At 66.0% G+C, this 23,293-nt stretch carries 18 protein-coding genes; 9 read left to right on the forward strand and 9 right to left on the reverse strand.

Annotation, left to right across the window (positions count from 1 at the left end):
- The first annotated feature begins 15 nt into the window (after window positions 1-15).
- A complete protein-coding gene (locus D4Q52_RS03960) occupies window positions 16-1,251 on the forward strand; it encodes an acetyl-CoA hydrolase/transferase family protein (protein ID WP_119855251.1) in 1,236 nt (411 codons plus the stop codon).
- 50 nt (window positions 1,252-1,301) lie between these two features.
- Here the strand turns inward: D4Q52_RS03960 and D4Q52_RS03965 are convergent, their stop codons facing one another.
- Genes D4Q52_RS03965 through D4Q52_RS03975 form a run of 3 tightly spaced genes read right to left on the reverse strand, consistent with a single transcriptional unit; the run spans window position 1,302 to window position 4,752 of the window.
- Complete coding sequence (locus tag D4Q52_RS03965) at window positions 1,302-2,024, reverse strand: GntR family transcriptional regulator (RefSeq protein ID WP_119855252.1); 723 nt, start codon at window positions 2,022-2,024, stop codon at window positions 1,302-1,304.
- Window positions 2,025-2,032: 8 nt separating this feature from the next.
- Window positions 2,033-3,625 carry a GMC family oxidoreductase N-terminal domain-containing protein gene (locus D4Q52_RS03970; RefSeq protein WP_210210127.1) on the reverse strand — a complete coding sequence of 531 codons (1,593 nt, stop codon included), beginning with the start codon at window positions 3,623-3,625 and terminating at the stop codon, window positions 2,033-2,035.
- A gap of 2 nt (window positions 3,626-3,627) precedes the next feature.
- The gene (locus D4Q52_RS03975; RefSeq protein WP_119855422.1) at window positions 3,628-4,752 is read right to left on the reverse strand and encodes a mandelate racemase/muconate lactonizing enzyme family protein; all 1,125 of its coding nucleotides are present in this window, start codon (window positions 4,750-4,752) and stop codon (window positions 3,628-3,630) included.
- Between the two features lie 98 nt (window positions 4,753-4,850).
- On the opposite strand from D4Q52_RS03975, the gene D4Q52_RS03980 reads away from it, so the two are divergent.
- The 4 genes from D4Q52_RS03980 to D4Q52_RS03995 all read left to right on the forward strand — a co-directional run bounded on the left by D4Q52_RS03980 (window position 4,851) and on the right by D4Q52_RS03995 (window position 9,979).
- Window positions 4,851-5,621: an ABC transporter permease gene (locus tag D4Q52_RS03980; protein WP_119855254.1), complete on the forward strand. Its 771-nt coding sequence runs from the start codon at window positions 4,851-4,853 to the stop codon at window positions 5,619-5,621.
- Complete coding sequence (locus D4Q52_RS03985; RefSeq protein ID WP_119855255.1) at window positions 5,618-6,427, forward strand: ABC transporter ATP-binding protein; 810 nt, start codon at window positions 5,618-5,620, stop codon at window positions 6,425-6,427. Before D4Q52_RS03980 ends, D4Q52_RS03985 begins: the two co-directional genes overlap by 4 nt.
- Before the next feature lie 36 nt (window positions 6,428-6,463).
- Window positions 6,464-7,459, forward strand: coding sequence for an ABC transporter substrate-binding protein (locus D4Q52_RS03990; protein WP_119855256.1), 996 nt, complete (start codon window positions 6,464-6,466; stop codon window positions 7,457-7,459).
- A gap of 192 nt (window positions 7,460-7,651) precedes the next feature.
- Complete coding sequence (locus D4Q52_RS03995; protein WP_119855257.1) at window positions 7,652-9,979, forward strand: TonB-dependent siderophore receptor; 2,328 nt, start codon at window positions 7,652-7,654, stop codon at window positions 9,977-9,979.
- 45 nt (window positions 9,980-10,024) lie between these two features.
- Here D4Q52_RS03995 and D4Q52_RS04000 read toward each other — a convergent pair whose 3' ends face one another.
- Window positions 10,025-10,648 carry a helix-turn-helix domain-containing protein gene (locus D4Q52_RS04000; RefSeq protein ID WP_119855258.1) on the reverse strand — a complete coding sequence of 208 codons (624 nt, stop codon included), beginning with the start codon at window positions 10,646-10,648 and terminating at the stop codon, window positions 10,025-10,027.
- A 327-nt stretch (window positions 10,649-10,975) separates the two neighbouring features.
- Between D4Q52_RS04000 and D4Q52_RS04005 the strand changes: the two genes are divergently transcribed.
- Window positions 10,976-11,356, forward strand: a complete 381-nt coding sequence (locus D4Q52_RS04005; RefSeq protein WP_119855259.1) for a response regulator transcription factor — start codon at window positions 10,976-10,978, stop codon at window positions 11,354-11,356.
- On the opposite strand, the gene D4Q52_RS04010 is transcribed toward D4Q52_RS04005, so the two are convergent.
- From D4Q52_RS04010 to D4Q52_RS04030, 5 genes are read right to left on the reverse strand one after another with little or no spacing between them, the layout of a single operon-like run.
- On the reverse strand, window positions 11,357-14,557 hold the full coding sequence (locus D4Q52_RS04010; protein WP_119855260.1) for an efflux RND transporter permease subunit: 3,201 nt from the start codon (window positions 14,555-14,557) through the stop codon (window positions 11,357-11,359).
- Window positions 14,547-15,539 (reverse strand): divalent metal ion exporter adaptor subunit IhpB, encoded by a 993-nt coding sequence (gene ihpB / locus D4Q52_RS04015; RefSeq protein WP_119855261.1) that lies wholly within the window; start codon window positions 15,537-15,539, stop codon window positions 14,547-14,549. The genes D4Q52_RS04010 and ihpB overlap by 11 nt, the downstream gene beginning before the upstream one ends.
- Window positions 15,536-16,807, reverse strand: a complete 1,272-nt coding sequence (gene ihpA, locus D4Q52_RS04020) for a divalent metal ion exporter subunit IhpA (protein ID WP_119855262.1) — start codon at window positions 16,805-16,807, stop codon at window positions 15,536-15,538. The genes ihpB and ihpA overlap by 4 nt, the downstream gene beginning before the upstream one ends.
- A gap of 55 nt (window positions 16,808-16,862) precedes the next feature.
- Window positions 16,863-17,282, reverse strand: a complete 420-nt coding sequence (locus tag D4Q52_RS04025; RefSeq protein ID WP_182915227.1) for a hypothetical protein — start codon at window positions 17,280-17,282, stop codon at window positions 16,863-16,865.
- A 58-nt stretch (window positions 17,283-17,340) separates the two neighbouring features.
- A complete protein-coding gene (locus D4Q52_RS04030; protein ID WP_119855264.1) occupies window positions 17,341-17,946 on the reverse strand; it encodes a TetR/AcrR family transcriptional regulator in 606 nt (201 codons plus the stop codon).
- Between the two features lie 194 nt (window positions 17,947-18,140).
- Between D4Q52_RS04030 and D4Q52_RS04035 the strand changes: the two genes are divergently transcribed.
- The 3 genes from D4Q52_RS04035 to D4Q52_RS04045 are packed head-to-tail and all read left to right on the forward strand — an operon-like array spanning window position 18,141 to window position 23,088.
- Window positions 18,141-19,211 carry an HlyD family secretion protein gene (locus D4Q52_RS04035; protein WP_119855265.1) on the forward strand — a complete coding sequence of 357 codons (1,071 nt, stop codon included), beginning with the start codon at window positions 18,141-18,143 and terminating at the stop codon, window positions 19,209-19,211.
- Entirely contained in the window at window positions 19,208-21,970 is a 2,763-nt protein-coding gene (gene rbbA, locus D4Q52_RS04040; protein ID WP_119855266.1) for a ribosome-associated ATPase/putative transporter RbbA, read from the forward strand. The genes D4Q52_RS04035 and rbbA overlap by 4 nt, the downstream gene beginning before the upstream one ends.
- A 2-nt stretch (window positions 21,971-21,972) precedes the next feature.
- On the forward strand, window positions 21,973-23,088 hold the full coding sequence (locus D4Q52_RS04045) for an ABC transporter permease (RefSeq protein ID WP_119855423.1): 1,116 nt from the start codon (window positions 21,973-21,975) through the stop codon (window positions 23,086-23,088).
- The last annotated feature ends 205 nt before the right edge of the window (window positions 23,089-23,293 follow it).

A 23,293-nucleotide genomic window follows, 5' to 3' on the forward strand; every position in this document is an offset into this window, starting at 1 on the left:
TGCGGCGCGCCGCCGATGTCCGCCACAAGCACGCTCGACTTTGACGGCCTGATCCGGGCCGGTGATCTCGTGGTTTGCGGCCAGGCCACCGCCGAGCCGCTGACGCTCACCGAAGCGCTGATGGCGCAGGCGGCAACTCTGCCGCCGTTCCGGCTGATGCTGGGGCCGGTGTTCTCGGAAACGTTCGCGCCGCCGCCGCCGAACGTCTCCTTCGTCAGTTACGGCGTGATCGGCAACGCGCGCAAGCTGGCACGTGCCGGCCGGCTCGACGTCATCCCGAGCAACTACTCGGCGTTCTGCGCCGATTTTGCCACCGGACGCCACCGCGCAGATGTGGTGCTGGTCCAGCTCGCGGAAGCGGCTGATGGCCAACTCAGCGCCGGCCTGTCGTGCGACTATGTGATCGACGCGGCGCGCCGGGCCCGCTTGGTGATCGCCGAGATCAACCCGGACGCGCCGTTCACCTATGGGGCCGAGTGGCCTGACGACATCGCGATCCACCACCGCGTCGCCGCGCGGCGCAAGCCGCTGGAGTTGCCGTCCGGCGCGGTCGATGACGTATCGCGCAGGATTGCCGCCCACGCGGCCGGGCTGATCGCCGACGGCGCGACGCTGCAGTTCGGCGTCGGCAAGATTCCCGATGCGATCCTGTCGTCGCTGACGCATGCCCGCGACCTCGGCATCCATTCCGGGCTGATCAACGACGCGGTGGTCGACCTGATCGAGCGCGGCGTCGTCACCAACGCCCGCAAGGGCATCGATCCCGGCATTACGATTACCAATCAGCTGATCGGCACCCAGCGGCTGTACGGCTACGCGCATCAAAACAAAGCGGTGCTGATGCGGCCGGCCGCTTACACGCATGATCACGGCGTGCTGCGGCGGATCAGCAAGCTCACCGCGATCAATTCGGCGCTGCAGGTCGGGCTGGACGGCAGCGTCAATGCCGAGACGCTGAACGGCGTCGCGATCGGCGCGATCGGCGGCCAGCTCGATTTCGTCCGCGGCGCCAATGCCTCGCCGGGCGGTCGCGCGATCATCGCGCTGCCGGCGTGCGGCCCGGACGGCTTCAGCCGCATCGTCGCGCAGGTCGACACGGTGACAACGCCGCGCGCCGATGTCGACGCCATCGTCACCGAATGGGGCGTCGCCGAACTGCGCGGCTGCGGCCTCGCCGAGCGCGCAAGGCGGATGATCGCGGTCGCGGCGCCGCAGCATCGCGACCGGCTGGCCGAGCAGGCCCGGATCTAAATCCAGTCTCTCCGAGTAGCAGCAGGGTCATCGAACGGCGCAGCCACCGTTCAGGGCCGCAGGTCCATCTCGATGCGGACGAAATCGCCGCGGTAAGTCACTTCGGCCAGATAGATCACGGTGCCGTCGGCGCTCGTGAAAACGCGCCGCACCTCGGCGACAGGCGAATTCAGCGGCACGTGGAGCAGGCGCGCGACGTCGACGTCGGCGGTGCCGATCGTCAGGGTCTGGCGGGCGCGCACGATCTTGGGCTGCTTCAACTCGGCGAGAATCGGGATCACGGTCTCGCTGCGAAACCGTTTGGGCGAACGGCGGAAGACCGACTCGTCGAGATAGATCGAGATCACGCAATAGGGCTGTGCGGCGCGCGAATGCACCCGCCGCATGAAAACGTACTTGGCGGCGGCCTTGCCATCTTCCGGCAACAGCGGTGCGACGCTGCGGCTCTCGGAGATGGTGATGATCTCCGGCGACGTGTCGCGATACATCTCGGCGAGGTCGGCGAACGTGGTTTCGACCCGCAGCCAGCGGTCTTGCCTGGCGCCGCCGGTGACAAACGTGCCGCGGCCCTGCTGGGCTTCCAGCGCGCCGTCGCGCGCCAGCAACTCGACCGCCTGGCGGATTGTAACGCGCGACACGCCGAATTCGGCGGCGAGCTGTTCGTTGGCGGGCAGGCGAAATCCGGTCGGCCACTGGCCGCGCGCGATCCGGCGACGGAAGATATCGGCGATCTGCGCGTATTTCGGCACGTGGCTATCCGAATCCAGATCCATCGCGCGCCCTATCCTGGCTTGATCAACGCCGCGCCGTGTTCTCCGATCATCAGGCTGGTCGCGTTGGTGTTGGCCGATGTGATCTGCGGCATCACCGACGCGTCGATCACGCGCAGCCGTTCGACGCCGCGCACCCGCAGCTGCGGATCGAGCACGGCTTGCGCGTCGCTGCCCATCCGGCAGGTGCCGACGCAGTGAAACACGGTGCCCCCAGTGTTGCGGGCGAACTCCCACAGCGCCGCACGGCTATTCGCCGCTGCGCCGGGCACGACTTCGAGGTCCCAAAGGTTGCTGAACGACGGTTGGCGGAAGATGTCGCGCAGCATCTCGAGCCCCGCCACGATGGTCTTGCGGTCGATCTCCTCGGCGAAGTAGTTCGGCACGATGCGCGGTTGCTCGAACGGATCGGTTGAGCGGATCGCCAGATGCCCGCGCGAGCGCGCGTGGGCCTGCCACACCGACGCGGTGAAGCCAGAATAGCGGTGCAGCGGCGTGCCGGGCTTGTCGACCGACAGCGGCATGACGTTGAACTGCACGTCGGGGCGGCCGTCCTGCGCGTATTCGGTACACGCGGCGCCGCCGACCTGACCGGCGCCGACGGTCAGCGGCCCACGGCCGCTGGTCAGCCACTGCCAGCCCATCCGCGTCAGTTCGACCGGATTGCGGACGTGGTCGTTCAGCGACCATTTCTGATTGAGGCGTACGATCAGCCGCGCCTGATAGTGATCCTGGAGATTGGCGCCGACCTCCGGCGCATCGGCGATCACCGGGATGCCGAGGCTGCGAAGCAAGTCGGCCGGGCCGATGCCGGACAGTTGCAGCAATTGCGGCGATTGCAGCGCGCCGGCCGACAGCACCACTTCGCGCGCGGCACGGGCGCGATGCACCTGGCCGCCAGCGATCCATTCGACGCCGGTGGCGGTCGTGCCGTCGAACGTCACCTTGCTGGCCTGCGCACGGGTGATGACGGTGAGGTTCGGCCGGTCCATGATCGGGCGCAGGAATGCCGAGGCTGCACTGGTGCGCCAATGGCGGCCGATGCCGAGCTGATAGCTGCCGACCCCGTAGGTCGTCTCCGCATTGAAATCCGGATTGCGCGGCAGGCCGAATTCGACGGCGGCCTCGACCCAGGCGGCGGAGGCCGGATTGTCGTTGCGCAAATCCGACACTTCGAACTCGCCGAGCGCGCCGTGATACTGGCTTTCGCCGCCGCGATAGCGCTCGGTGCGGCGGAAATGCGGCAGCACGTCGCGATACGACCAGCCGGTCGCGCCGAGCCGCTCCCAGTCGTCGAAGTCCTGATGCTGGCCGCGGATGAAGATCAGCCCGTTGATCGAGGAGGAGCCGCCGAGGACGCGGCCGCGCGGCCAGACGATGGCGCGGCCGCCGGTGCCCTCGCTCGGTTCGGTGGTGAACAGCCGGGCGAAGCGCTCGTCATAAATCGCCCGATAATAGCCGACCGGAATCTTGAGCCAGAAGTTACGGTCCGGGCCCCCGGCTTCAAGCAGCAGCACGCGGCAGGCCGGATCGGCCGAGAGCCGATTGGCGACTACACAGCCGGCCGATCCGGCGCCTACGATGATGTAGTCGTAGTCCGTCATGGTCACGCCGTCCGCCATTGCGCGATCGCCGCGACGTCGGGCTCGAACCCCAGCCCCGGCGCTTCACCGAGCTCTATCCAGCCGTCGCGCACCGCGGCGACAGGGCCACAGAACTGATCGCGTAGGGGATTGTCGTTGCAATCGACCTCAAGCAGTCCGTTGCCACCGATGCCGGCGAGGAGATGAGCGGAGGCGAGCAGGCCGATGCCGCCGCCGAGATAATGCGGGCAGAACCGCTTGCCGGCGCCGCGGATCGCGCGGGCGATGCCGGCGCACAGCGACAGGCCGCCCCATTTGGCGATGTCCGGCTGGATCAAGCGGAGCACATCGCCGCCGATTGCCGCGTCAAAGCCGTCGCGGCTGGTGATGTTCTCGCCCGCCGCCAGCGGCACAGCGATTCCGTCCCGCAGCCGCTGCCAGTCGGCAAGCGGCCGGTCGGCGCGGATCGGTTCTTCGAGCCAGGCGAGATCGAAGGCGGCAAGGCGCGGTGTCATGGCCAATGCCTGATCGACCGACCAAGCCTGGTTGGCGTCCGCAGCGAGCGAGCCGTCACCGATCAGTCCGCGCAACGCCGCAAGGTTGGCGCTATCGACGTCGGCGCCGAAGCCGACCTTGAGCTTCAACGCCCGGTAGCCGCGCTGCAACGCGGCCTCGGCCATCGCTGCGGTGCCGGTCGGGTTGATGCCGCTGGCATATACCTGGATACGCGGCGAAGCGCCGCCCAGCAGCCGCCACAGCGGCGTGTTGCGGCGGCGCGCGAACAGATCCCATACGGCGAGGTCGATGCCCGCAATTGCTTGCGCGAACGGCCCGGCTTCGCCGGATTGCAGCGCCAGCACGGCCGTAGCATTCGTTAGTTGTTCGAACAGCTCGGCCGGCGCGGACATGCGCTGGCCGACCACCAATGGCGCCAGGGTTTCGTTGATCAGCCGCGCGCGATGCTCGGCGCCCGGCGATGGAAAGTTGCACCACGCTTCGCCCCAGCCGACCGTGCCGTCGTGGTCCTCGACGCGGACGAATACGGCCGGCCGCGACGTCATACGGCCGAACGAGGTCACCACCGGCGTCGTCAGCGGATAGCGATAGGCGAATGCCTGCAGGCTGCGGATCGTGAAGGGCGTGGTCATCTGAACCTTGCGGCGCACGCGCGCTGCGCTCTTGTCTGGTCATCCTATTTATAATATGACTTGCCGCCAACACAAATGAGAAATGGGGAAGCTCCTGGATGGACGGCGCCTTCGTCCGACGCTTTGCACTCGGGCTGTTGCCGTGGCTCGGCGCGATCCTGCTGTGGTACGGCGTGCGCTGGAGCGGGCTTGTCAATCCGTCGCTGATCCCGGCGCCGCATCAGGTCGCCGCCAAGTTCTTCGAGCTGCTGACGCGCGAGAACCTGCTGCTCGACATCTACACGTCGACGCGCCGGGTGTTTCTTGGTGTTCTGTTCGGCATCGCCGCGGCGGTACCGGTCGGCTTTCTGCTTGGTTGGTATCGCTCGGCGCGTACCTTTGCGGATCCGATGATCAATTTCTTCCGCGCGCTGCCGCCGATTGCGCTAATCCCGCTGGTGATCGTGTATTTCGGCGTCGATGAGCTCGCCAAGCTGGTGATCCTGTTCTACGCCTCGTTCTTCGCCGGCGTCATCGTGATGTACGAAGGCGTGTCGCAGATCGCGCCGATCTACATCCGCGTCGCACAGACGCTCGGTGCCAATCAGTTCGAGATTTTCCGCAAGGTCATCATCCCGCTCACCGTGCCGCACATCCTCACGGCGCTGCGCGTGGCGCTCGGCGTCGCGTGGGCGACCCTGGTAGCGTCCGAACTGATCGCCGCGCAGCGCGGCCTCGGCGCCATGATCCAGAACGCCTCGACCTATTTTCTGCTCGACGTCATCTATGTGGGCATCATCTGCATCGGACTGATTGCGCTGATCATGGATCTCATTCTGCGCAAGATCAGTGCGCGATTGCTGGTGTGGCAGGATCGGGCCGTCGGATGATCAAGCGCGCGCAATTCGACCACGTCTCGCTGTCCTTCGCGACCGCCAAGGGACGCCTGCATGTGGTCGAGGATGTCCACTACGACATCGACGATGGCGACTTCATCGCGGTGATCGGCCCGTCCGGCTGCGGCAAGACCACCATGATGAGCATGCTGGCCGGCTTCCAGAAGCCGACCACCGGGCGCGTGCTGTTCGACGGCAAGCCGGTTGAGAAGCCGGGCCCGGAGCGCGGCGTGATCTTCCAGGAATACGGCGTGTTCCCGTGGCTGACCGTGAAGCAGAACATCGCGTTCGGCCTGACGCTCGACGCCAATCGCGTCCCTGCGAGCGAACGCGAAGATATCTGCCGGCACTATCTCGAGCTGATGGGGCTGTCGGACTTCGCCAATTCCTATCCGAAGCATCTGTCGGGCGGCATGAAGCAGCGCCTTGCGATCGCGCGCGCCTATGCGGCGCGGCCGCAGTTCCTGCTGATGGACGAGCCGTTCGGCGCGCTCGACGCGCAGACCCGCGCCAACATGCAGAACCTGCTGCTGCAGGTGCTGGCCGCCGAGCGCAAGACGGTGATGCTGATCACCCATTCGGTGGAGGAGGCGATTTATCTGGCTTCGCGCATCGTCGTGGTGACGGCGCGGCCGGCGCGGATCAAGCAGATCATCGACGTGCCGTTCCCATATCCCCGCGACGATTCGATCCACGAGCGTCCTGAATTCGCCGAGCTGCGCGGCCATATTCGCCAGCTGGTGATGGACGAATACCGGGCCCAGCAGGCGCAGATGCGGCCGGCCTCATTTTCGGAATAACAAAACACAAAACAATATCATCGGAGGAGTGACGCCATGGATCGACGACAATTCCTGACCACGACCGCCGGCCTCGCCATGGCCGGCTTCGCTCCCGCGGCGCCGGCGATCGCGCAGGCCAAGACCAAGATCCGCGTCGGCTATCTTCACACCGTGGCAGTCGACGGACAGATCTGGACCGGGGTGGATCGCGGCAGCTTCGCCAAGCAGGGGCTCGAGCTCGAACTGCGCCAGTTCAATACCGGGCTCGAGATCTTCCAGGCTTTGATCGGCGGCAGCCTCGACGTGCTGGCCACCGGCGCGGTGCTATCCAACTTCCCGGCGCGCGGCCAGGGCAAGGTGTTCCTGATCAACGACATCGAGGTCGCCACCGCGCAGCTCTGGGTGCGGCCCGACCAGGGCATTCGGTCGTTCGCCGATCTGCGCGGCAAGCGTATCGCCACGGCGACAGGCACCACGGCGCATGTCTTCCTCGACCGCGCGCTACGCGCCAACAAGATCGACCCGAAGGAAGTGGAGCTCGTCAATCAAAGCATGCCGGCGGCGGTGACGGCGTTCGTCTCCGGCGCGGTCCCGGCGGTGGCGCTGTGGGTGCCGTTCAACGTCACGGCGCGCGACAAGGTGCCGGGGTCGATCATGCTGGCCGACGCCTCGGCGTACTACCCCCAGGCGGCGATCATCGGCGGCTGGGCGGCGGCCAACGACTACTACGAGCCCAATCAGGAGACGCTGGCCAAGCTGATCCGCGGTTGGGGCGAGGCCAACGACTACATCATGGCCAATCCGGTCGAGGCGATGGAGAGCCTGCAGAAGAACCACTACAGCCAGACGCCGCTGGCGGACATCAACGAATCCTTCAAGGCGCAGAAGATGTTCACCGCGCATGACTGGAAGCGGATGTATGCCGACGGCACCGTCACCAACTGGTTGCAGCAGTCGACCGACTTCTTCATGGCCAATGCCGGCGTCAAGGAGTTCATCCCCGCATCGAAGTATTTCGATCCGAGCCTGTACCTGAAGACGATCGTCTAAGGTCTGGTGGATCGCGGACTCACTGCCCGGGGCGCCCTCAACCCGGCCCTCTTCCGCAAGCGGGAGAGGGGGAACCTGGAGCCTTGTCTCTCGCTCGCCTGCTGGATTTCGATACATTCCAAGTCGCTGCAGGCTGTCAGCTGCCAATGATGTGATAAGTGGTCGCCCGCCGATCAAGACGGGGGCGAGGATATGACGGTGGTGACGACGAGGCGCTTCGCGCGCAGCGCAATCTTCAAGGCCTTGATCTGCTCGACCGCCCTTGGAGTCAGCCTGCCCCTCGGCGAAGCGCAGGCGCAGTCCGGTCGCGATCTGCCACCCGTCACGGTCGATGCACCGAAGCCGCAGACCGCGCGGCGGGCAGCTCCGCCGCAGCGGGCAACACGCGCTCCGACAACGACGCGCCGTGCCGCGGCGCCCGCACGCCAGCCCGCGGCTCCGCCGGTCGCTGCCGCAGCCAATGCCGGTCGCGGCATCGAGCGTGCCAATGGCCCCGTGGTCGGCTATCTGGCCAATCAGAGCGCGACCGGAACCAAGACCGATACGCCTATCCTGTCGACCCCTCAGTCGATCTCTGTGGTAACGCAGGCCCAGATCCAGGCGCAGGGCGCGCAGAACGTTGTCGAGGCGTTGCGCTACACGCCGGGGGTCACGCTCGATACTTATGGGGCCACGACCTTCTTCGATTCGTTCAAGCTGCGCGGCTTCGAAGTGCCACGCTATCTCGACGGGCTGCGGCTGCCGATCGACCCGGGGACGCAGTTCGCCTATCCGCGGATCGAGACCTACGGTCTGGAGCGCCTCGAAGTGCTGCGCGGGCCGTCGTCGGGTTTGTATGGCCAGACCGATCCCGGCGGCCTGCTCAACATGGTGAGCAAACGTCCGACCCCCTACGCGCAGCACGAGGTGATCGGCACGTTCGGATCGTTCGAGCGGTTTCAGGGCGCGTTCGACAGTTCGGGGCCGATCGACAAGAACGGCGAATTCCTCTATCGCATCGTCGGCCTCGGCCGCAGCACCGATGGCCAGCAGGACTTCGTGCACGAGAACAAGGCCTATATCGCGCCCAGCCTGACGTGGCGGCCGACCACCGACACCTCGCTCACGCTGCTCTCGCACTACTCCAACATCAAGGCCGACGGCTGGCAGCAATATGTGCCCGGCGGAGTCTCGCTGCTGCCGAACCCATACGGAAGAGTGCCCTACAGCCGCTATCTCGGCGAGCCGAACCGTGACGGCTACACGCTCGAACAGTTCTCGGTCGGCTATGCGTTCGAGCACCGCTTCGACAACAATCTCCAATTCAGGTCCAACCTGCGCTATTTCGACGTGTCGCAGGATCTCGGCGGCGTACGCTCCGAAGGCTTGCTGGCCGACAACCGCACGATGCTGCGGTCCTACAACTACGTGAATTCCAGCGCTCAGAATGTCGCGCTCGACAACCAGCTGCAGGCCGACTTCGCGACCGGGCCGCTTCTCCACAAGGTGCTGGCCGGCTTCGACTATCAGCGCCAGACCTCGAAGTCCGATTACCGCTTCACGATGATTTCGTCGATCGATGCGTTTGCGCCGGTGTATGGCGCCTTCGTGCCGTCGGCGGCGTCGCTGTCGCCGTTCATCGCCACCAATACCACGTCCAGTCAAGCCGGCCTGTATTTGCAGGACCAGGTCAAATACGACGGCTGGACCCTGACCCTGACCGGCCGTCAGGACTGGGCGCAGGCCGAAACCGTCTCGACCGGTCTGTTTCCGGCCGCCGGGACCTATCTGCAGAACGACAAGGCGACGACTGGCCGGGTCGGGCTGAACTATCTGTTCGATTTCGGGCTGTCGCCCTACGTCAACTACTCGTCGTCGTTCGTGCCGGCCTCCGGCACCGACAGGTTCGGCGCCACGTTCAAGCCGACCACCGGCGAAGGTGGCGAGATCGGCGTCAAGTTCAAGCCGTTCGGTTCCAATCTGATGCTGACCGCGGCGGTGTTCGACATCACCCAGAAGAACGTGCTGACGGCGGACCCGGCCAACATCGTGTTCAGCGTTCAGACCGGCCAGGTCCGGGTGCGCGGCTTCGAGTTCGAAGCGCGCGGCAACGTCACGCGCGAACTGGAGATCGTCGGCGGCTACAACAAATACGATCCGCGGGTCACGGCCGCAAACGACGGCACAGTCGGCAACTATCTGCTCAACACCGCGCTGGATCAGGCCTCGCTGTGGGCGAAATACACGTTCTACAGCGGGCCGGTCGCAGGTCTCGGGCTCGGCGCTGGCGTGCGCTATGTCGGAACCAGCTACGGCAATGCTGCCAACACCATCCTGATTCCGAGCTATACGCTGTTTGACGCCGCGATCAGCTATGACTTCCAATATGTGCGGCCGGACCTGAAGGGGTGGAGCGCGCAGGTCAACGCCACCAATCTCGGCAACCACTACTACGTGTCGTCGTGCGTGACCGGGCTGGCGTATTGCGGTCTCGGTGCGGCGCGGACGGTGCTGGGGACGCTGAAATACGCCTGGAACTGAGGCCGGGCCTGTCGCCGCACGATTGCGGCTGGCGGCGTTGTCGACCTAGCCGGCGGACGCGTCCGCGCTACGCGGGCTGTCGTCGCTTGCGAGGCCAGGCGAGCGGACGAAATTGGGCGTTCGCTGCCCCGCGGCCCGCCATTCGCGGCGCCAGGCATTCGGCGTCGTGCCGGTGTGGCGGCGAAACAGCCGCGACAGGTGAGCCTGATCGCTCAAGCCGCACGCCAGGGCGATTTCGCACAACGTCAGGTCGGAGGTCTGCATCAGCGTTTTGGCGCGCTCGATGCGGCGTTCGATCAGGAAATGCCGCGGCGCGATTCCGACGCTTTGCTGGAATGCCCGCGCGAAATGACCGGGACTAAGTCCCGTCAGCCTGGCAAGGTCGCGGACCCGCAGATTTCCATCGAGGTGCTGCTCGACATGCAATATGACGCGGTTAAGCTTCCAGCGCGCCAGGCCGGGGCCGCTGCCGCGCGTCGACGGCTCGCATCCGGCTGGGGCGTGGCGCGCCTGCACTTCCCGCAGCAGCATCGCAGCTCGCGCGATACAGGTGCGAGCCACCATCGGGTCACCCGCGACTGCGGCCGAGGCTTCTTCGAGGAATTCTGCGATTGATGCAAAAGGGTCGGTCGTGGTTTCGCCGGTGATGTCGTCTCCTGACCTTTCCATCGTGCTGTGGCCTTCCGTCGTCGTCACCGGATCCGCAATGGCATTGGTGCTGGATCGCAGGGAACACACAGAGACAATCAAAGCCAAGTCGCACGAACGTGGCGGGATTGGCCTGCATTGGTATACAAATCATCAAACCAAGGTTTAACGGCTGCTTGCTGCCCAAGCGGAAATGCTGTCGCGCGATGCTGCGCCCATGAGGAAACTTCGTCGCGCTCCGGGAACGAACCTCGCATAAAACCATCGTATGACTTCTGAGCCTATCTGCTCTGTCGCAAGGTTTGCGGACCTGGGATCGCACTGCATCACCCCTCGAGGATGGCAGCAATGACCATCGGCAAGATCGTGGCGGTGATCGATGACGACGACAACGTTCGAATCGCCGTCGTTGCGCTGGTGCGATCGCTCGGCCACGAGGCCCGAGGCTTCTCCTCGGCGCATAATTATCTCGCTTCCGATCTGTGCGGCTCGGCTGCGTGTCTGATCACGGACGTGCAGATGCCGGGCCTCAGCGGCCTCGACCTGCACGCGCAGTTGCTGACCGAGGGCCGCGCCTGCCCGGTGGTGTTCATCACGGCCTTTCCGGAAGAGCGCGCCGAGGCGCGGGCCAAGGCGTTCGGAGCGATCGCATTTCTGAGCAAGCCGTTCGACGCACAGGTGATGGTGCAGTGCATCGAAAAGGCGCTGGAGCAATCGTCCCGCGCCTGACTAGGGGCGCACCGGCTCGGCGATTTCGGCACTGGCAGCGCTCTCCCGGCGGAATAGCACATACAGCGCCGGCAGCACTAGCAGCGTCAGGATGGTGGACGAGATGATGCCGCCGATCACCACGGTGGCGAGCGGCCTCTGCACCTCGGCGCCGGCGCCGGTTGCGATCGCCATCGGCACGAAGCCAAGCGAGGCGACCAGCGCGGTCATCAGCACCGGCCGCAGCCGCGTGACCGCGCCTTCGCGCACCGCCTCGATCACCGGCTTGCCCTCGCTGCGCAAGCGTTCGATGAAGGCGATGATGACGAGGCCGTTGAGCACCGCGACGCCCGACAGCGCGATGAAGCCGACGCCGGCGCTGATCGACAGCGGGATGCCGCGCAGCAGCAGCGCTGCGACCCCGCCGGTCAGCGCCAGCGGCACGCCGCTGAACACCAGCAGCGCGTCGGCCGCCGAGTTCAGGCTCATGAACAGCAGCAGCAACACCAGCAGCAGCGCCACCGGCACCACGATGGTCAGCCGCTTGCTCGCTGAGACCAGTTGCTCGAACTGGCCGCCCCAGCCGATCCAGTAGCCGGCCGGCAGCGTCACCTTCTCGGCGACGGCCTGCTGCGCCTCGGCCACGAACGAGCCGAGATCGCGGTCGCGCACATTGGTGGTCACCACGATCCGGCGCTTACCGTTCTCGCGGCTGATCTGGTTCGGTCCCGGCGCGGCCTCGACGGTCGCGACCGCGGAGAGCGGGATGTGGCGCATCTGCAGCGCCTGCGATCCCATCGCGGCCTTGGTGAGGCCCGTGGTCGGCTCCTCGGCCGGCGGCAGCGGAATGGGAATCGCCCGGATCGCCTCCGGACTGACGCGCAGCCGCTCCGGCAGCCGCAGCACGATATCGAAACGGCGGTCGCCCTCGAACAGCTTGCCGACGCTCTTGCCGCCGATCGCCATCTCGACGATGCCCTGCACGTCGGCGACACTGAGTCCGTAGCGCGACAGCGCAAGCCGATCGAGCTTGACGGTGAGGATCGGCAGGCCGGCGACTTGCTCGGTCTTGACGTCGGTGGCGCCGCGGATGCCCTGGATCGCGGTCTGCACCTGCTTGGCGGCGTTTTGAAGGATGTCGAGGTCGTCGCCGAAGATCTTGACACCGACGTCGCTGCGCACGCCCGACACCAGCTCGTTGATGCGCAGCTGGATCGGCTGGGAGATCTCGTAGTTGCTGCCGGGAATGTCCTCGGCGGCCTTCTCGATCTCCTCGACCAGTTCGGCCTTGGTCTTGGCCGGGTCGGGCCACTCGGCGCGCGGCTTCAGCATGATGTAGCCGTCCGACATCGACGGCGCCATCGGGTCGGTCGCGACCTCGGCGGTGCCGGTGCGGGTGAAGAAGTCCTTCACTTCGGGAAGTTGCCGGACGCGCTTCTCCAGCGCCATCTGCAAGGCGAGCGACTGCGTCAGGCTGGTGCCGGGAATCCGGATCGCGGCCAGCGCGACGTCGCCCTCGTCGAGACTCGGAATGAACTCGCCGCCCATCCGCGTCGCCGCAAAACCGCTCGCCAGCGTGATGGCGATCGCGGCGACCACCACGCTCTTGCGATAGATGATGGCGCGCGTGAGCAGCGGCAGATAGATCCGCTTGGCGCCGCGCATCACGATGTTCTCTTTCTCCGACACCTTGCCGGACACGAAGATCGCGACCGCGGCCGGCACGAAGGTGATCGAGAACAGCGCCGCGGCGCCGAGCGCCATCAGCACCGTCAGCGCCATCGGCGTGAACATCTTGCCCTCGACGCCGGTCAGCGTCAGAACCGGCAGATACACCACGGCGATGATCAGCGTTCCGAACAGACTCGGCTTGATCACCTCGCTGGCGCCGGCCAGGATCGTCTGCATCCGCTCGTTCAAACTGAGCAGCCGGCCTTTGTCATGCTGCGCGGCGGCGAGCAGCCGCAGGCAGTTTTCGACGATGATCACCGCGCCGTCGATGATGATGCCGAAATCGATCGCACCGAGGCTCATCAGATTGGCGGAGACCTTGGTCTCGACCATGCCGGTGATGGTCATCGCCATCGACAGCGGGATGATGCAGGCGGTGATCAGCGCGGCGCGGATGTTGCCGAGGATCAGGAACAGCACGACCACCACCAGCGTGGCGCCTTCCAGCAGATTGCTCTCCACCGTCTTGATGGTGGCCTCGACCAGATGCGAGCGATCATAGACGGTGCGGGCGATAACGCCCTCGGGCAGCGAACTCGCAATCTGCTGCAGCTTGGCGGCGACGCGCTGCGCCACGGTGCGGCTGTTGTCGCCGATCAGCAGCATCGCGGTGCCGAGCACGGTTTCCTCGCCGTTCAGGGTCGCGGCGCCGGTGCGCAGCTCGGTGCCCTCGATCACCTGGGCGACGTCCTTGATCCGCACCGGAATTCCGCTGCGCGTGCCGACCACGATGGCTTCGATCTCGGCGCTGGTCCCGACCTGGCCGGGCGCGCGGACCAGATACTGCTCGCCGTTGCGCTCGATATAACCGGCGCCGACATTGGCGTTATTCGCCGCCAGCGCGACCATCAGGTCGCGGAAGCCGAGCCGGTAGGCGATCAGTTTGCCCGGATCGGGCAGCACGTGGAATTGCCGCTGATAGCCGCCAATGCTGTTGATCTCGATCACGCCTGGCACGTTGCGCAGCTGCGGCTTGATGATCCAGTCCTGTACGGTGCGCAGATCGCTCGGCGAATAGGGCTTGCCGTCGGCGTTGGTGGCGCCGGGCTTGGCCTCGACCGTGTACATGTAGATCTCGCCGAGGCCGGTGGAGATCGGCCCCATCGCCATCTCGACGCCGGCGGGAAGCTGGTCGCGCACCTGCTGGATGCGCTCATTGACAAGCTGGCGGGCGAAGTAGATGTCGGTGCCGTCCTCGAACACGATCGTGACCTGGCTCAGCCCGTAGCGCGACAGCGAGCGCGTGTAGGACAATTTCGGCAGCCCTCCCATCGCGGTCTCGACCGGGAAGGTGATGCGCTGCTCGGTCTCGAGCGGCGAGTAGCCGGGCGCCTGGGTGTTGATCTGTACCTGCACGTTGGTGATGTCCGGCACCGCGTCGATCGGCAGCCGGGTGAAATTCCACGCGCCGAAGGCGAGGAGGCCGAGCGCGGCGATCAGCACCAGCCAGCGCTGGCGGATCGAGAAGGCGAGAATCCTCTCAATGACCATGCTCGGCCTCACCCTTGCCCATCTCGGCCTTCACCACGAAGGAGTTTTCGGCGACGTAGCGTTCGCCCGCGGCGAGCCCGGCCTTGATTTCGACGAAGCGGGCGTCCTGCTCGCCGAGCACGACCGGCCTGGCTTCGAGCGCGTCGTCGGCTTCGCGAACGAACACCACGGTCTTGTTCTCCAGCGTCTGGATCGCGTCGGCCCGCACCGCGACGGGAACGTCGCGCTTGGCGAGCACTAAGCGGGCAGTGACGAACAAGCCCGGCCGCAGCCGCCCGTCCGTATTTGGCAGTACGACGCGCGCCAGCGCAGTTTGCGTATCGAGCGCGCCGATCGGCGCGAGATAGTCGATGCGGCCCTTGATCTCGCTGCGGCCGTCATCCGGATCGATCAGCACCTCGTCGCCGATCTTCACGCGCTGGATGTCCTGGCGATAGATCGACAGATCGACCCAGATCGTCGTGAGGTCCGCGACCACGAAGGCCGGCTTCTGCTCGGAGGCGTATTCGCCGAGCGAGATCTGGCGATCAATCACCGTGCCGGCGAGCGGCGATTTCAACTCGTAGCTGGTCAGGCTCTGGTTGCTCTCGATCGACGCCATCGGCTCGTCCCTGGTCACCTGATCGCCGATCCGTTTACGGATGGTGCGGACGAGGCCGGGAAACCGCGGCGTGACCTGAACAAGGGTCTCCTGATTGGCGCGCAGGATGCCGTTCAGCGCCAGCGAGTCGCTGAGCGTCGCCGAGCCGGCTTCGGCGAAGCTCGCGCCGGCCGCGGCGAGCTTGATCTCGCTGATCAGAATGCGCTGGGCGCCGTGCTCGTCGGGCTCGGCGTGTTGACCAGACTTCTTTTCGCCTTCCGCGACCTTGTCGTGGGCATGTTCGGTCGGCGCGCGGTGCTCGTCCGGCGCCAGATAGCGCGCGCCCAGCGCGCCGGCCGCGGCAGCCAGAATGATCGCGATGACCGTTGCGGTCCTGTTCATCGTGCGCTCCCCCGCGCCAGTGAAAACGGATTGCCGACCAGCCCCTCGATGGTGGCGACGGCGACATGGAAATTCTGCTGCGCTTCCTGCTCGCGGAGCTGCGCCTGCGCGACGCTGGCCTGGGCATCGAGCACTTCGAGCAGCGAGAAGCGGCCCTGGCCGTAGCCCTCGGCGATCGCTGCGGCGGCGTCGCGCGCTTTCGGGATCGCGATCTCGCGCAGCACCTTGAGTTCGCTGAGCGCGCCCTGCAGCGAGTCGTAAGCGCGGCCAGCGAGCACGATCAGCGTGTTGCGATTGGCGGCGCGCTCGGCGGCGGTCTTCGCCAGACTCTCCTGCGCGGAGAGGATGTTGCCCTGATTCTGATCGAACACCGGGATTGGCACCGACACCGACAACCGCACTGCGTCGTCCTTGGTTTCGTTGTAGTGACGCCAGCCGGCGCTGACGCGCACGTCCGGATACGGCTTCAGCCGCGCCAGCAGCAGCTCGGCGTTGCGCTGCGCATAGACCGCGGTCCAGCGCATCAATTGCGGATTGGCGTCGATCGCCTGCACGACGGATTGGAAGCTCGGCGGCCGGCCGCTCGGTTCGAGCCGGCCGGAGACGGTGGAGAATTTCGGCGCGCTGTCGCCGATCAGCACCGCGAGTTCGCGGCGGGCGCTGGTGAGCGTCGCGCGCACCCGTTCGCGGTCCGCCTTCACCAGCGCCGAGGCGACTTCGGCGCGGCCGGTCTCGGCCGGCGACGAGGCGCCGGCGTCGACCCGTCGCTGCAGCAGTGGGGTGAGTTTGTCGATCGCGGCGACCTGCTGATCCAGGATGGCGATGCGCTGCTGCAGACCGAGTACGCTGACGAAGGCGATCGCCGTCTCGGACAGGATCTCCAGCCGCACCGCGCGGCGCTGCACAGCGGCGACTTCGATGCCCGCTTGACCGACCGCGATGCGCGCGTCGCGTTTGCCAAATAGTTCGAACAGCTGGCTGATCTGCAACGTCGTCTCGGCCGATCGCGTGCCGCGATAGGCGCCGCTGCCGAACGAGTCGTCCTGTTCGTAGGAGATTTCCGGATTGAGCAGCGTGCCAGCCTGGATGCGCTGGCCGGTGGCGATGCCAATGTCGCGCTCGGCAGCAGTCAGCCGCGGACTGGCGGCAAGCGCGCGCTGCAGCGCCGACTTCATGGTGAGCGTTTGTGCATGCGACACGCCGCTCAGCGCGGGGCTGAACAGCAGTGCCATCGCGCACGCGAGGCGCGTGGCGGACTTGATGAGCATGGATGAAACCTGATCGACGGCAGAGCGTGGGCGCGGCTGCGCCCGGCGATGGCGGTCAGGTCAGGGGTTTTGGCGGCGGCGGATCGAGTCCGCGATCGCGGCCGAGCAGCGCGCTGGCGGCGTGGCCAAGCAGGATATCGTTCGACGTCATGGTGATTGGCGCCGGCACCGGCGCGGCCGGCACCGACACGGAGAAACAGCTATGGCAATGATGCCCGGCGAGCGCGCCGCCGTCGTCATGCTGTGCGCCGTCGTACGCCGCCGATGCGATTTGGACGTCGCCGCCGATGCGGGCGAAGTCGAAATCGCAGGCATTATGCAGCAGGCCCGACAGCAAATAAGCAGCGGTCATGCACACGACCGCGAACGTACGGACGATGCGGCTAAGTGATGTCCGATGGAACCTGATCAAGCTCGATACCCGGATGGCATGGCGGACTGGTAGCACGCGCCTCGCCGCGCCGTCGAGCCGCAATAGTGTTACGCGGTTGCTGCGAGTGCCCAATCGCGCCGGTTCCCAGAGTGCCGATGGCTCACGATGCCGGCTTGGTCGCCGCGTCGGCGCTGGCAATGATGCCGGTCAGCGCCGCCGTCATCATTGCTTCGAGCCGGCCGCCTTCCGTTTCCTGCAACGGCGCGATGCCGAGCACGGTGCGCAGGATGCCGGTGCCGGCGAGCAGGGCCGTGATCAGCGCCGCGTTGAGCGCGTCGGCGCGGCCAAGCTTGGCGGCGAGTGGCTCGATGAAGCTGCGGGCCACCACCTCGCGTAGCACCCGCGATGCGTCAGCGCTCGACAGCGAGTGGATGACGATATCAAGCGGCCGAACCTGATGCGGCCCGTGGCCTTCGGCATGGTGAAACAGTTCGTGGGCCAGCGTTGCGGCGAGATCCTCGGCCTTGCCGCCGAGCAACAGCTCCGGCTTCAGCGTCGCCTCGACGGCTGCGGCGAACAGCCGTTCCTTCGAGCCGAAGCAGCGATGCACGTAAGCAACATCGACATCGACATCGGCGGCGATGTCGCGCAGCCCGGTCGCCTCGTAGGACTGCCGGGAGAACCGCACAATAGCCGCGTCGAGAATCCGGTCGCGCGTCGCAACCTTGGCGGACGGCGCACTGTGCGCGAAGGCCTTGTTCTTCAAGAGCGAAATCCTGCGTTGTGACAACTCAGCGGAGTAAGCGCCGGTGCATGCGGGACACAGCTAACGCCGCTGTGATCAACCGCTGTTGATCTCGCTCAAGGTGCTGGCCGCGTGGCTCTGCAAAGTCGGCACCATGCCGGTGTCGAGGATGCGGTCGGTCGCGTCTGGCGAAGCGGCGTGACTGGAGAGAGCCGATGGCGACGGACTGGAAGCGCTGGGTGATGATCGTCGCCGTGGCGGTGGTGGCAGGTGGTGGCTACATCGCGTGGCGCACCTTCGGCACCAAGGCGCTGCCGCCGGGTATCGCCAGCGGCAACGGCCGGATCGAAGCGACCGAGATCGACATCTCGACCAAGGCAGCCGGACGGATCCGTGAAATTCTGGTGCGCGAAGGCGACTTCGTCACCGCCGGTCAGGTGCTGGCGCGGATGGACACCGATCAGCTCGAAGCGCAGCGTCGTCAGGCCGAGGCGCAACTGCGGCGCGCCACGATCGGCGTGCAAACTGCCACCAGCCTGGTCAATCAGCGCGAGGCCGAGCGCGAAGCGGCGATTGCCGTGGTGGCGCAGCGCGACGCGCAGCTCGATGCGCTGGAGCGCCGCCTGGCGCGCGCCGAGACGCTGATCAAGACCAACGCGGTGTCGCAGCAGGTGCTCGACGATGACCGCGCCAACGAGCAGGGCGCCAAGGCCGCGGTCGCGGCCGCCAAGGCGCAGCTCGCTGCAACCGAAGCGGCGATCAGTGCCGCGAAGGCACAGGTCGTGGATGCGGGGGCTGCCGTCGATGCCGCCAAGGCGGCGATTGATAGTATCACGGTCGAGATCAACGATAGCACGCTGAAGTCGCCGCGCGACGGCCGCGTGCAGTATCGCGTCGCGCAGCCCGGCGAAGTGCTCGCCGCCGGCGGCCGCGTGCTCAATTTGGTCGATCTCAGCGACGTCTACATGACGTTCTTCTTGCCGACCGCGCAGGCCGGCCAGGTCGCGATCGGCGCCGACGTGCGGCTGGTGCTGGATGCGCTGCCGGATGTCGTGATCCCGGCGAAAGCGACGTTCGTGGCCGACACGGCGCAGTTCACGCCCAAAACGGTGGAGACCGAGGAAGAGCGGCAGAAGCTGATGTTCCGCGTCAAGGCGCACATCCCGCAGGAACTGCTGCGCAAGTACATCGCGATGGTCAAGACCGGCCTGCCGGGCGTCGCCTACGTACAGCTCGATCCGAAGGCGCCATGGCCGGCCAAAGTCAGCGGAGCGCCGGTGCAATGAGCGAGCCTGCGGCGGGTCTCGTGGTGCCCGCGCCGATCGTTCGCCTCAAAGGCGTGTCGCTGCGCTACGGCCAAACACTGGCGCTGGATGATATCACGCTGGATCTGCCGGCCGGCTGCATGATCGGACTGATCGGGCCTGACGGCGTCGGGAAGTCGAGTTTATTATCACTGATTTCCGGCGCGCGAGCGGTTCAGCAGGGTCGTGTCGACGTGTTCGGCGGCGATATTGCTGACGTCAAGCATCGCCGCGCCTCGTGCCCGCGCATCGCCTACATGCCGCAGGGGCTCGGCAAGAATCTCTATCCGACCCTGTCGGTTTACGAAAATGTCGACTTCTTCGGCCGGCTGTTCGGCCAGGGCGCTGCCGAGCGCGCCCGGCGGATTGCCGAACTGCTTGAATCTACCGGGCTTTCGGCGTTCGCCGGGCGGCCGGCGGGAAAGTTGTCGGGCGGCATGAAGCAGAAGCTCGGGCTGTGCTGTGCGCTGATTCACGATCCGGACCTGTTGATCCTGGACGAGCCGACCACCGGCGTCGATCCGCTGTCGCGCCGGCAGTTCTGGGAATTGATCAATCAGATCAGAGCCCAGCGCCCCGGTATGAGCGTCGTCGTGGCAACCGCTTACATGGAGGAGGCAGAGCGCTTCGACCATCTGGTGGCGATGAACGCCGGCCGCGTGCTGGCACAGGCCACGCCCGTGGAATTGTTGCGACAAACCGGAGGCGGCACACTCGACGCCGCGTTCATCGCGCTGCTGCCCGAAGACGAGCGCCGCGGCTATGCCGAAGTGGTGATTCCGCCTCGCAAGACAGGTCAGTCAGGAGTTGCAATCGAGGCCGAGCATCTCACCATGCGGTTCGGCGACTTCACCGCGGTCGACGACGTCTCGTTCCGGATCGAGCAGGGGGAGATCTTCGGCTTTCTCGGCTCCAATGGCTGCGGCAAGACCACCACGATGAAGATGCTGACCGGGCTGTTAGCCGCGACCGAAGGCAAGGCGCGGCTGTTCGGCCATGAGGTCGATCCTAAAGACATGTCGGTGCGGCGCCGGGTCGGCTACATGTCGCAGGCGTTCTCGCTCTACAGCGAACTCACCGTGCGGCAAAATCTCGAACTCCATGCGAAGTTGTTCCGGATGGAGCCGGCGACGATCGAGCCGCGCATCGCCGAGATGGTGCGGCGCTTCGACCTCGGCGAGATCATCGACAAGCTGCCGGACGAACTGCCGCTCGGCATTCGGCAGCGGCTGTCGCTGGCGGTGGCGATGATCCATTCGCCTGGAATCCTGATTCTTGACGAGCCGACCTCCGGCGTCGATCCGGTGGCGCGCGACGGCTTCTGGCAGATCCTCTCGGACCTGTCGCGCAACGACAACGTCACCATCTTCGTCTCGACGCATTTCATGAACGAGGCCGAGCGCTGCGACCGGATCTCGCTGATGCATGCCGGCCGCGTGCTGATCAGCGACTCGCCGCGCGCGATCGTCGAAAGCCGCAACGCCGATAGTCTCGAGACCGCCTTCATCGCCTATCTGGAAGAGGCGATCGGCGCGCAGGCGAAGGCGGCGCCCGCAGCGCCAATTGCACCGACCAAGATCGAGGACATCAAGCCGCGCAACGCCATGCGCACATGGTTCGATCTTCGGCGGATGTTCGCCTATACGCGGCGCGAGGCGCTGGAACTGCGGGGCGATCCGATCCGCGCCACCATGGCGCTGCTCGGCAGCGTGGTGCTGATGTTCGTGCTCGGCTACGGCATCAATCTCGACGTCGAGAAGCTGACCTTCGCGGCGCTCGACCGTGATGACACCACGATCAGCCGCGACTACATCCTCAACATCGCCGGCTCGCGCTACTTCGCCGAGCAGCGGCCGATCACCGACTACGCCGATCTCGACCGGCGGATGCGCAGCGGCGAACTCACCATGGCGATCGAGATCCCGCCGGGTTTCGGCCGCGACGTGTCGCGCGGCCGCCCGGTCGAGATCGGCACCTGGATCGACGGCGCTATGCCGGCTCGGGCCGAAACGGCGCGGGGCTACGCCCAGGCGATGCATCTGGCCTGGCTCAGCCAGAAGGCGCGCGAACTCTACGGCGACGCCGCGGCCTCCGGCAGCTTCCAGATCGAAATGCGCTACCGCTATAATCCCGGCATCAAGAGCCTTGTGGCGATGGCCCCGGCGGTGATCCCGCTGCTGCTGCTGATGATCCCGGCGATGCTGGCGGTGCTCAGCGTGGTGCGCGAGAAGGAACTCGGCTCGATCATCAACTTCTATGCGACGCCGACCACGCGGCTCGAATTCCTGATCGGCAAGCAGCTGCCTTATGTGCTTCTGGCGATGGTCAACTGCGTGTTCCTGACCGCGTTTGCGATCTTCGTGTTTCAGGTGCCGTTCACCGGCAGTTTTCTGGCCTACGGCACCGGCGCGCTGCTCTATGTCATCATCGCCACCGGCCTCGGCCTGGTACTATCGACCTTCATGCAGAGCCAGATCGCGGCGATCTTCGGCACCGCGCTGCTGACGCTGATCCCGGCGCTGCAATTCTCCGGCCTGATCGATCCGGTGTCGTCGCTGCAGGGCTTTGGCGCGCTGATCGGCGAAGTCTATCCGACCACCTATTTCGTCAATATCACACGCGGCGCGTTCTCCAAGGGGCTCGGCTTCAGCCAGATGTGGTCGTCCTTCGTGCCGCTGCTGATCACCGTGCCGCTGCTGCTCGGCGCCGGCGCGGCGCTGCTCCAGAAACAGGCGAAGTGACCGTGCGGCTGTCCAACATCGTCCAGCTCGGCGTCAAGGAACTGCGCGGATTGTTGCGCGATCCGATGCTGCTGGCGCTGATCGCCTACGCCTTCACGATCTCGATCTATACCGGCTCGAAGGCGCTGCCGGAGACGCTCAACCACGCGGCGATCTCGATCGTCGACGAGGACCGCTCGCCGGTGTCGGAACGGATCGTCACCGCGTTCAACCCGCCGTACTTCTCGATCCCCAAGCTGATCACCCAGGCGGAGATGGACAAGCGCATGGACGCGGGGCTCGACACCTTCGCGCTCGACATCCCGCCGGACTTCCAGCGCGATCTGCTGGCGAAGCGATCGCCGACCATTCAGCTCAACATCGACGCCACCCGGATGACCCAGGCTTTCACCGGCGGCGGCTATGTGCAGGCGATCGTCACCGGCGAGATCAATGAATTTCTCGCGCGCCACCGTGCCGCCGCCACGGTGCCGGTGGAGCAGACGCTGCGGGTGCGGTTCAATGCCGAGCTGAACAAAGGCTGGTTCGGTGCGATCAATCAACTGATCACCGCCGTCACCATGCTGTCGATCATCCTGACCGGCGCTGCATTGATCCGCGAGCGCGAGCACGGCACCATCGAGCATCTGTTGGTGATGCCGGTGACGCCGCTCGAGATCATGATCAGCAAGGTGTGGTCGATGGGCGGCGTCGTGCTGCTGGCGTCGGGCTTCGCATTGGCAGTGGTGATCCAGGGCGTGCTGAGCGTGCCGGTGCAGGGCTCGATGCTGCTGTTTCTGCTCGGCGCCGCGCTGCATCTGTTCGCCACCACCAGCATGGGGATTTATCTCGCGACCGTCGCCGGCACGATGCCGCAGTTCGGGCTGCTGATCATGCTGATCCTGGTGCCGCTGCAGGCGTTGTCCGGAGGCCTGACGCCGCGCGAAAGCATGCCGCAAGTGATTCAGGACATCATGCTGCTGGCGCCCAACACCCACTTCGTGTCGCTGTCGCAAGCCATCCTGTTCCGCGGCGCCGGCTTCGACGTGGTCTGGCCGCAGTTTCTGGCGCTGCTGATCATCGGTGTCGCGCTGTTCGCCTTGGCGCTGAGGCAGTTCCGGCGATTCTTGAACGCCTGAGCTCCCCACGCGCAGCGCGCTCCCTCTCCCGCTTGCGGGAGAGGGCTGGGGTGAGGGCGCGCCAAGGATAGTGTCCCGTCGCGGACCCCCACCCCCAACCCCTCCCCGCAAGGGGGAGGGGAGGAGCGGAGGCTCCGCGTTTCGTGTTAGTCGCTTGTCTCTCGACAGGTCCGATTGTCTCCCGCACGCCGGCGCGCTTCCTCTC

It is taken from the genome of Rhodopseudomonas palustris, assembly GCF_003591005.1.
Classification (GTDB): domain Bacteria; phylum Pseudomonadota; class Alphaproteobacteria; order Rhizobiales; family Xanthobacteraceae; genus Rhodopseudomonas; species Rhodopseudomonas palustris_K.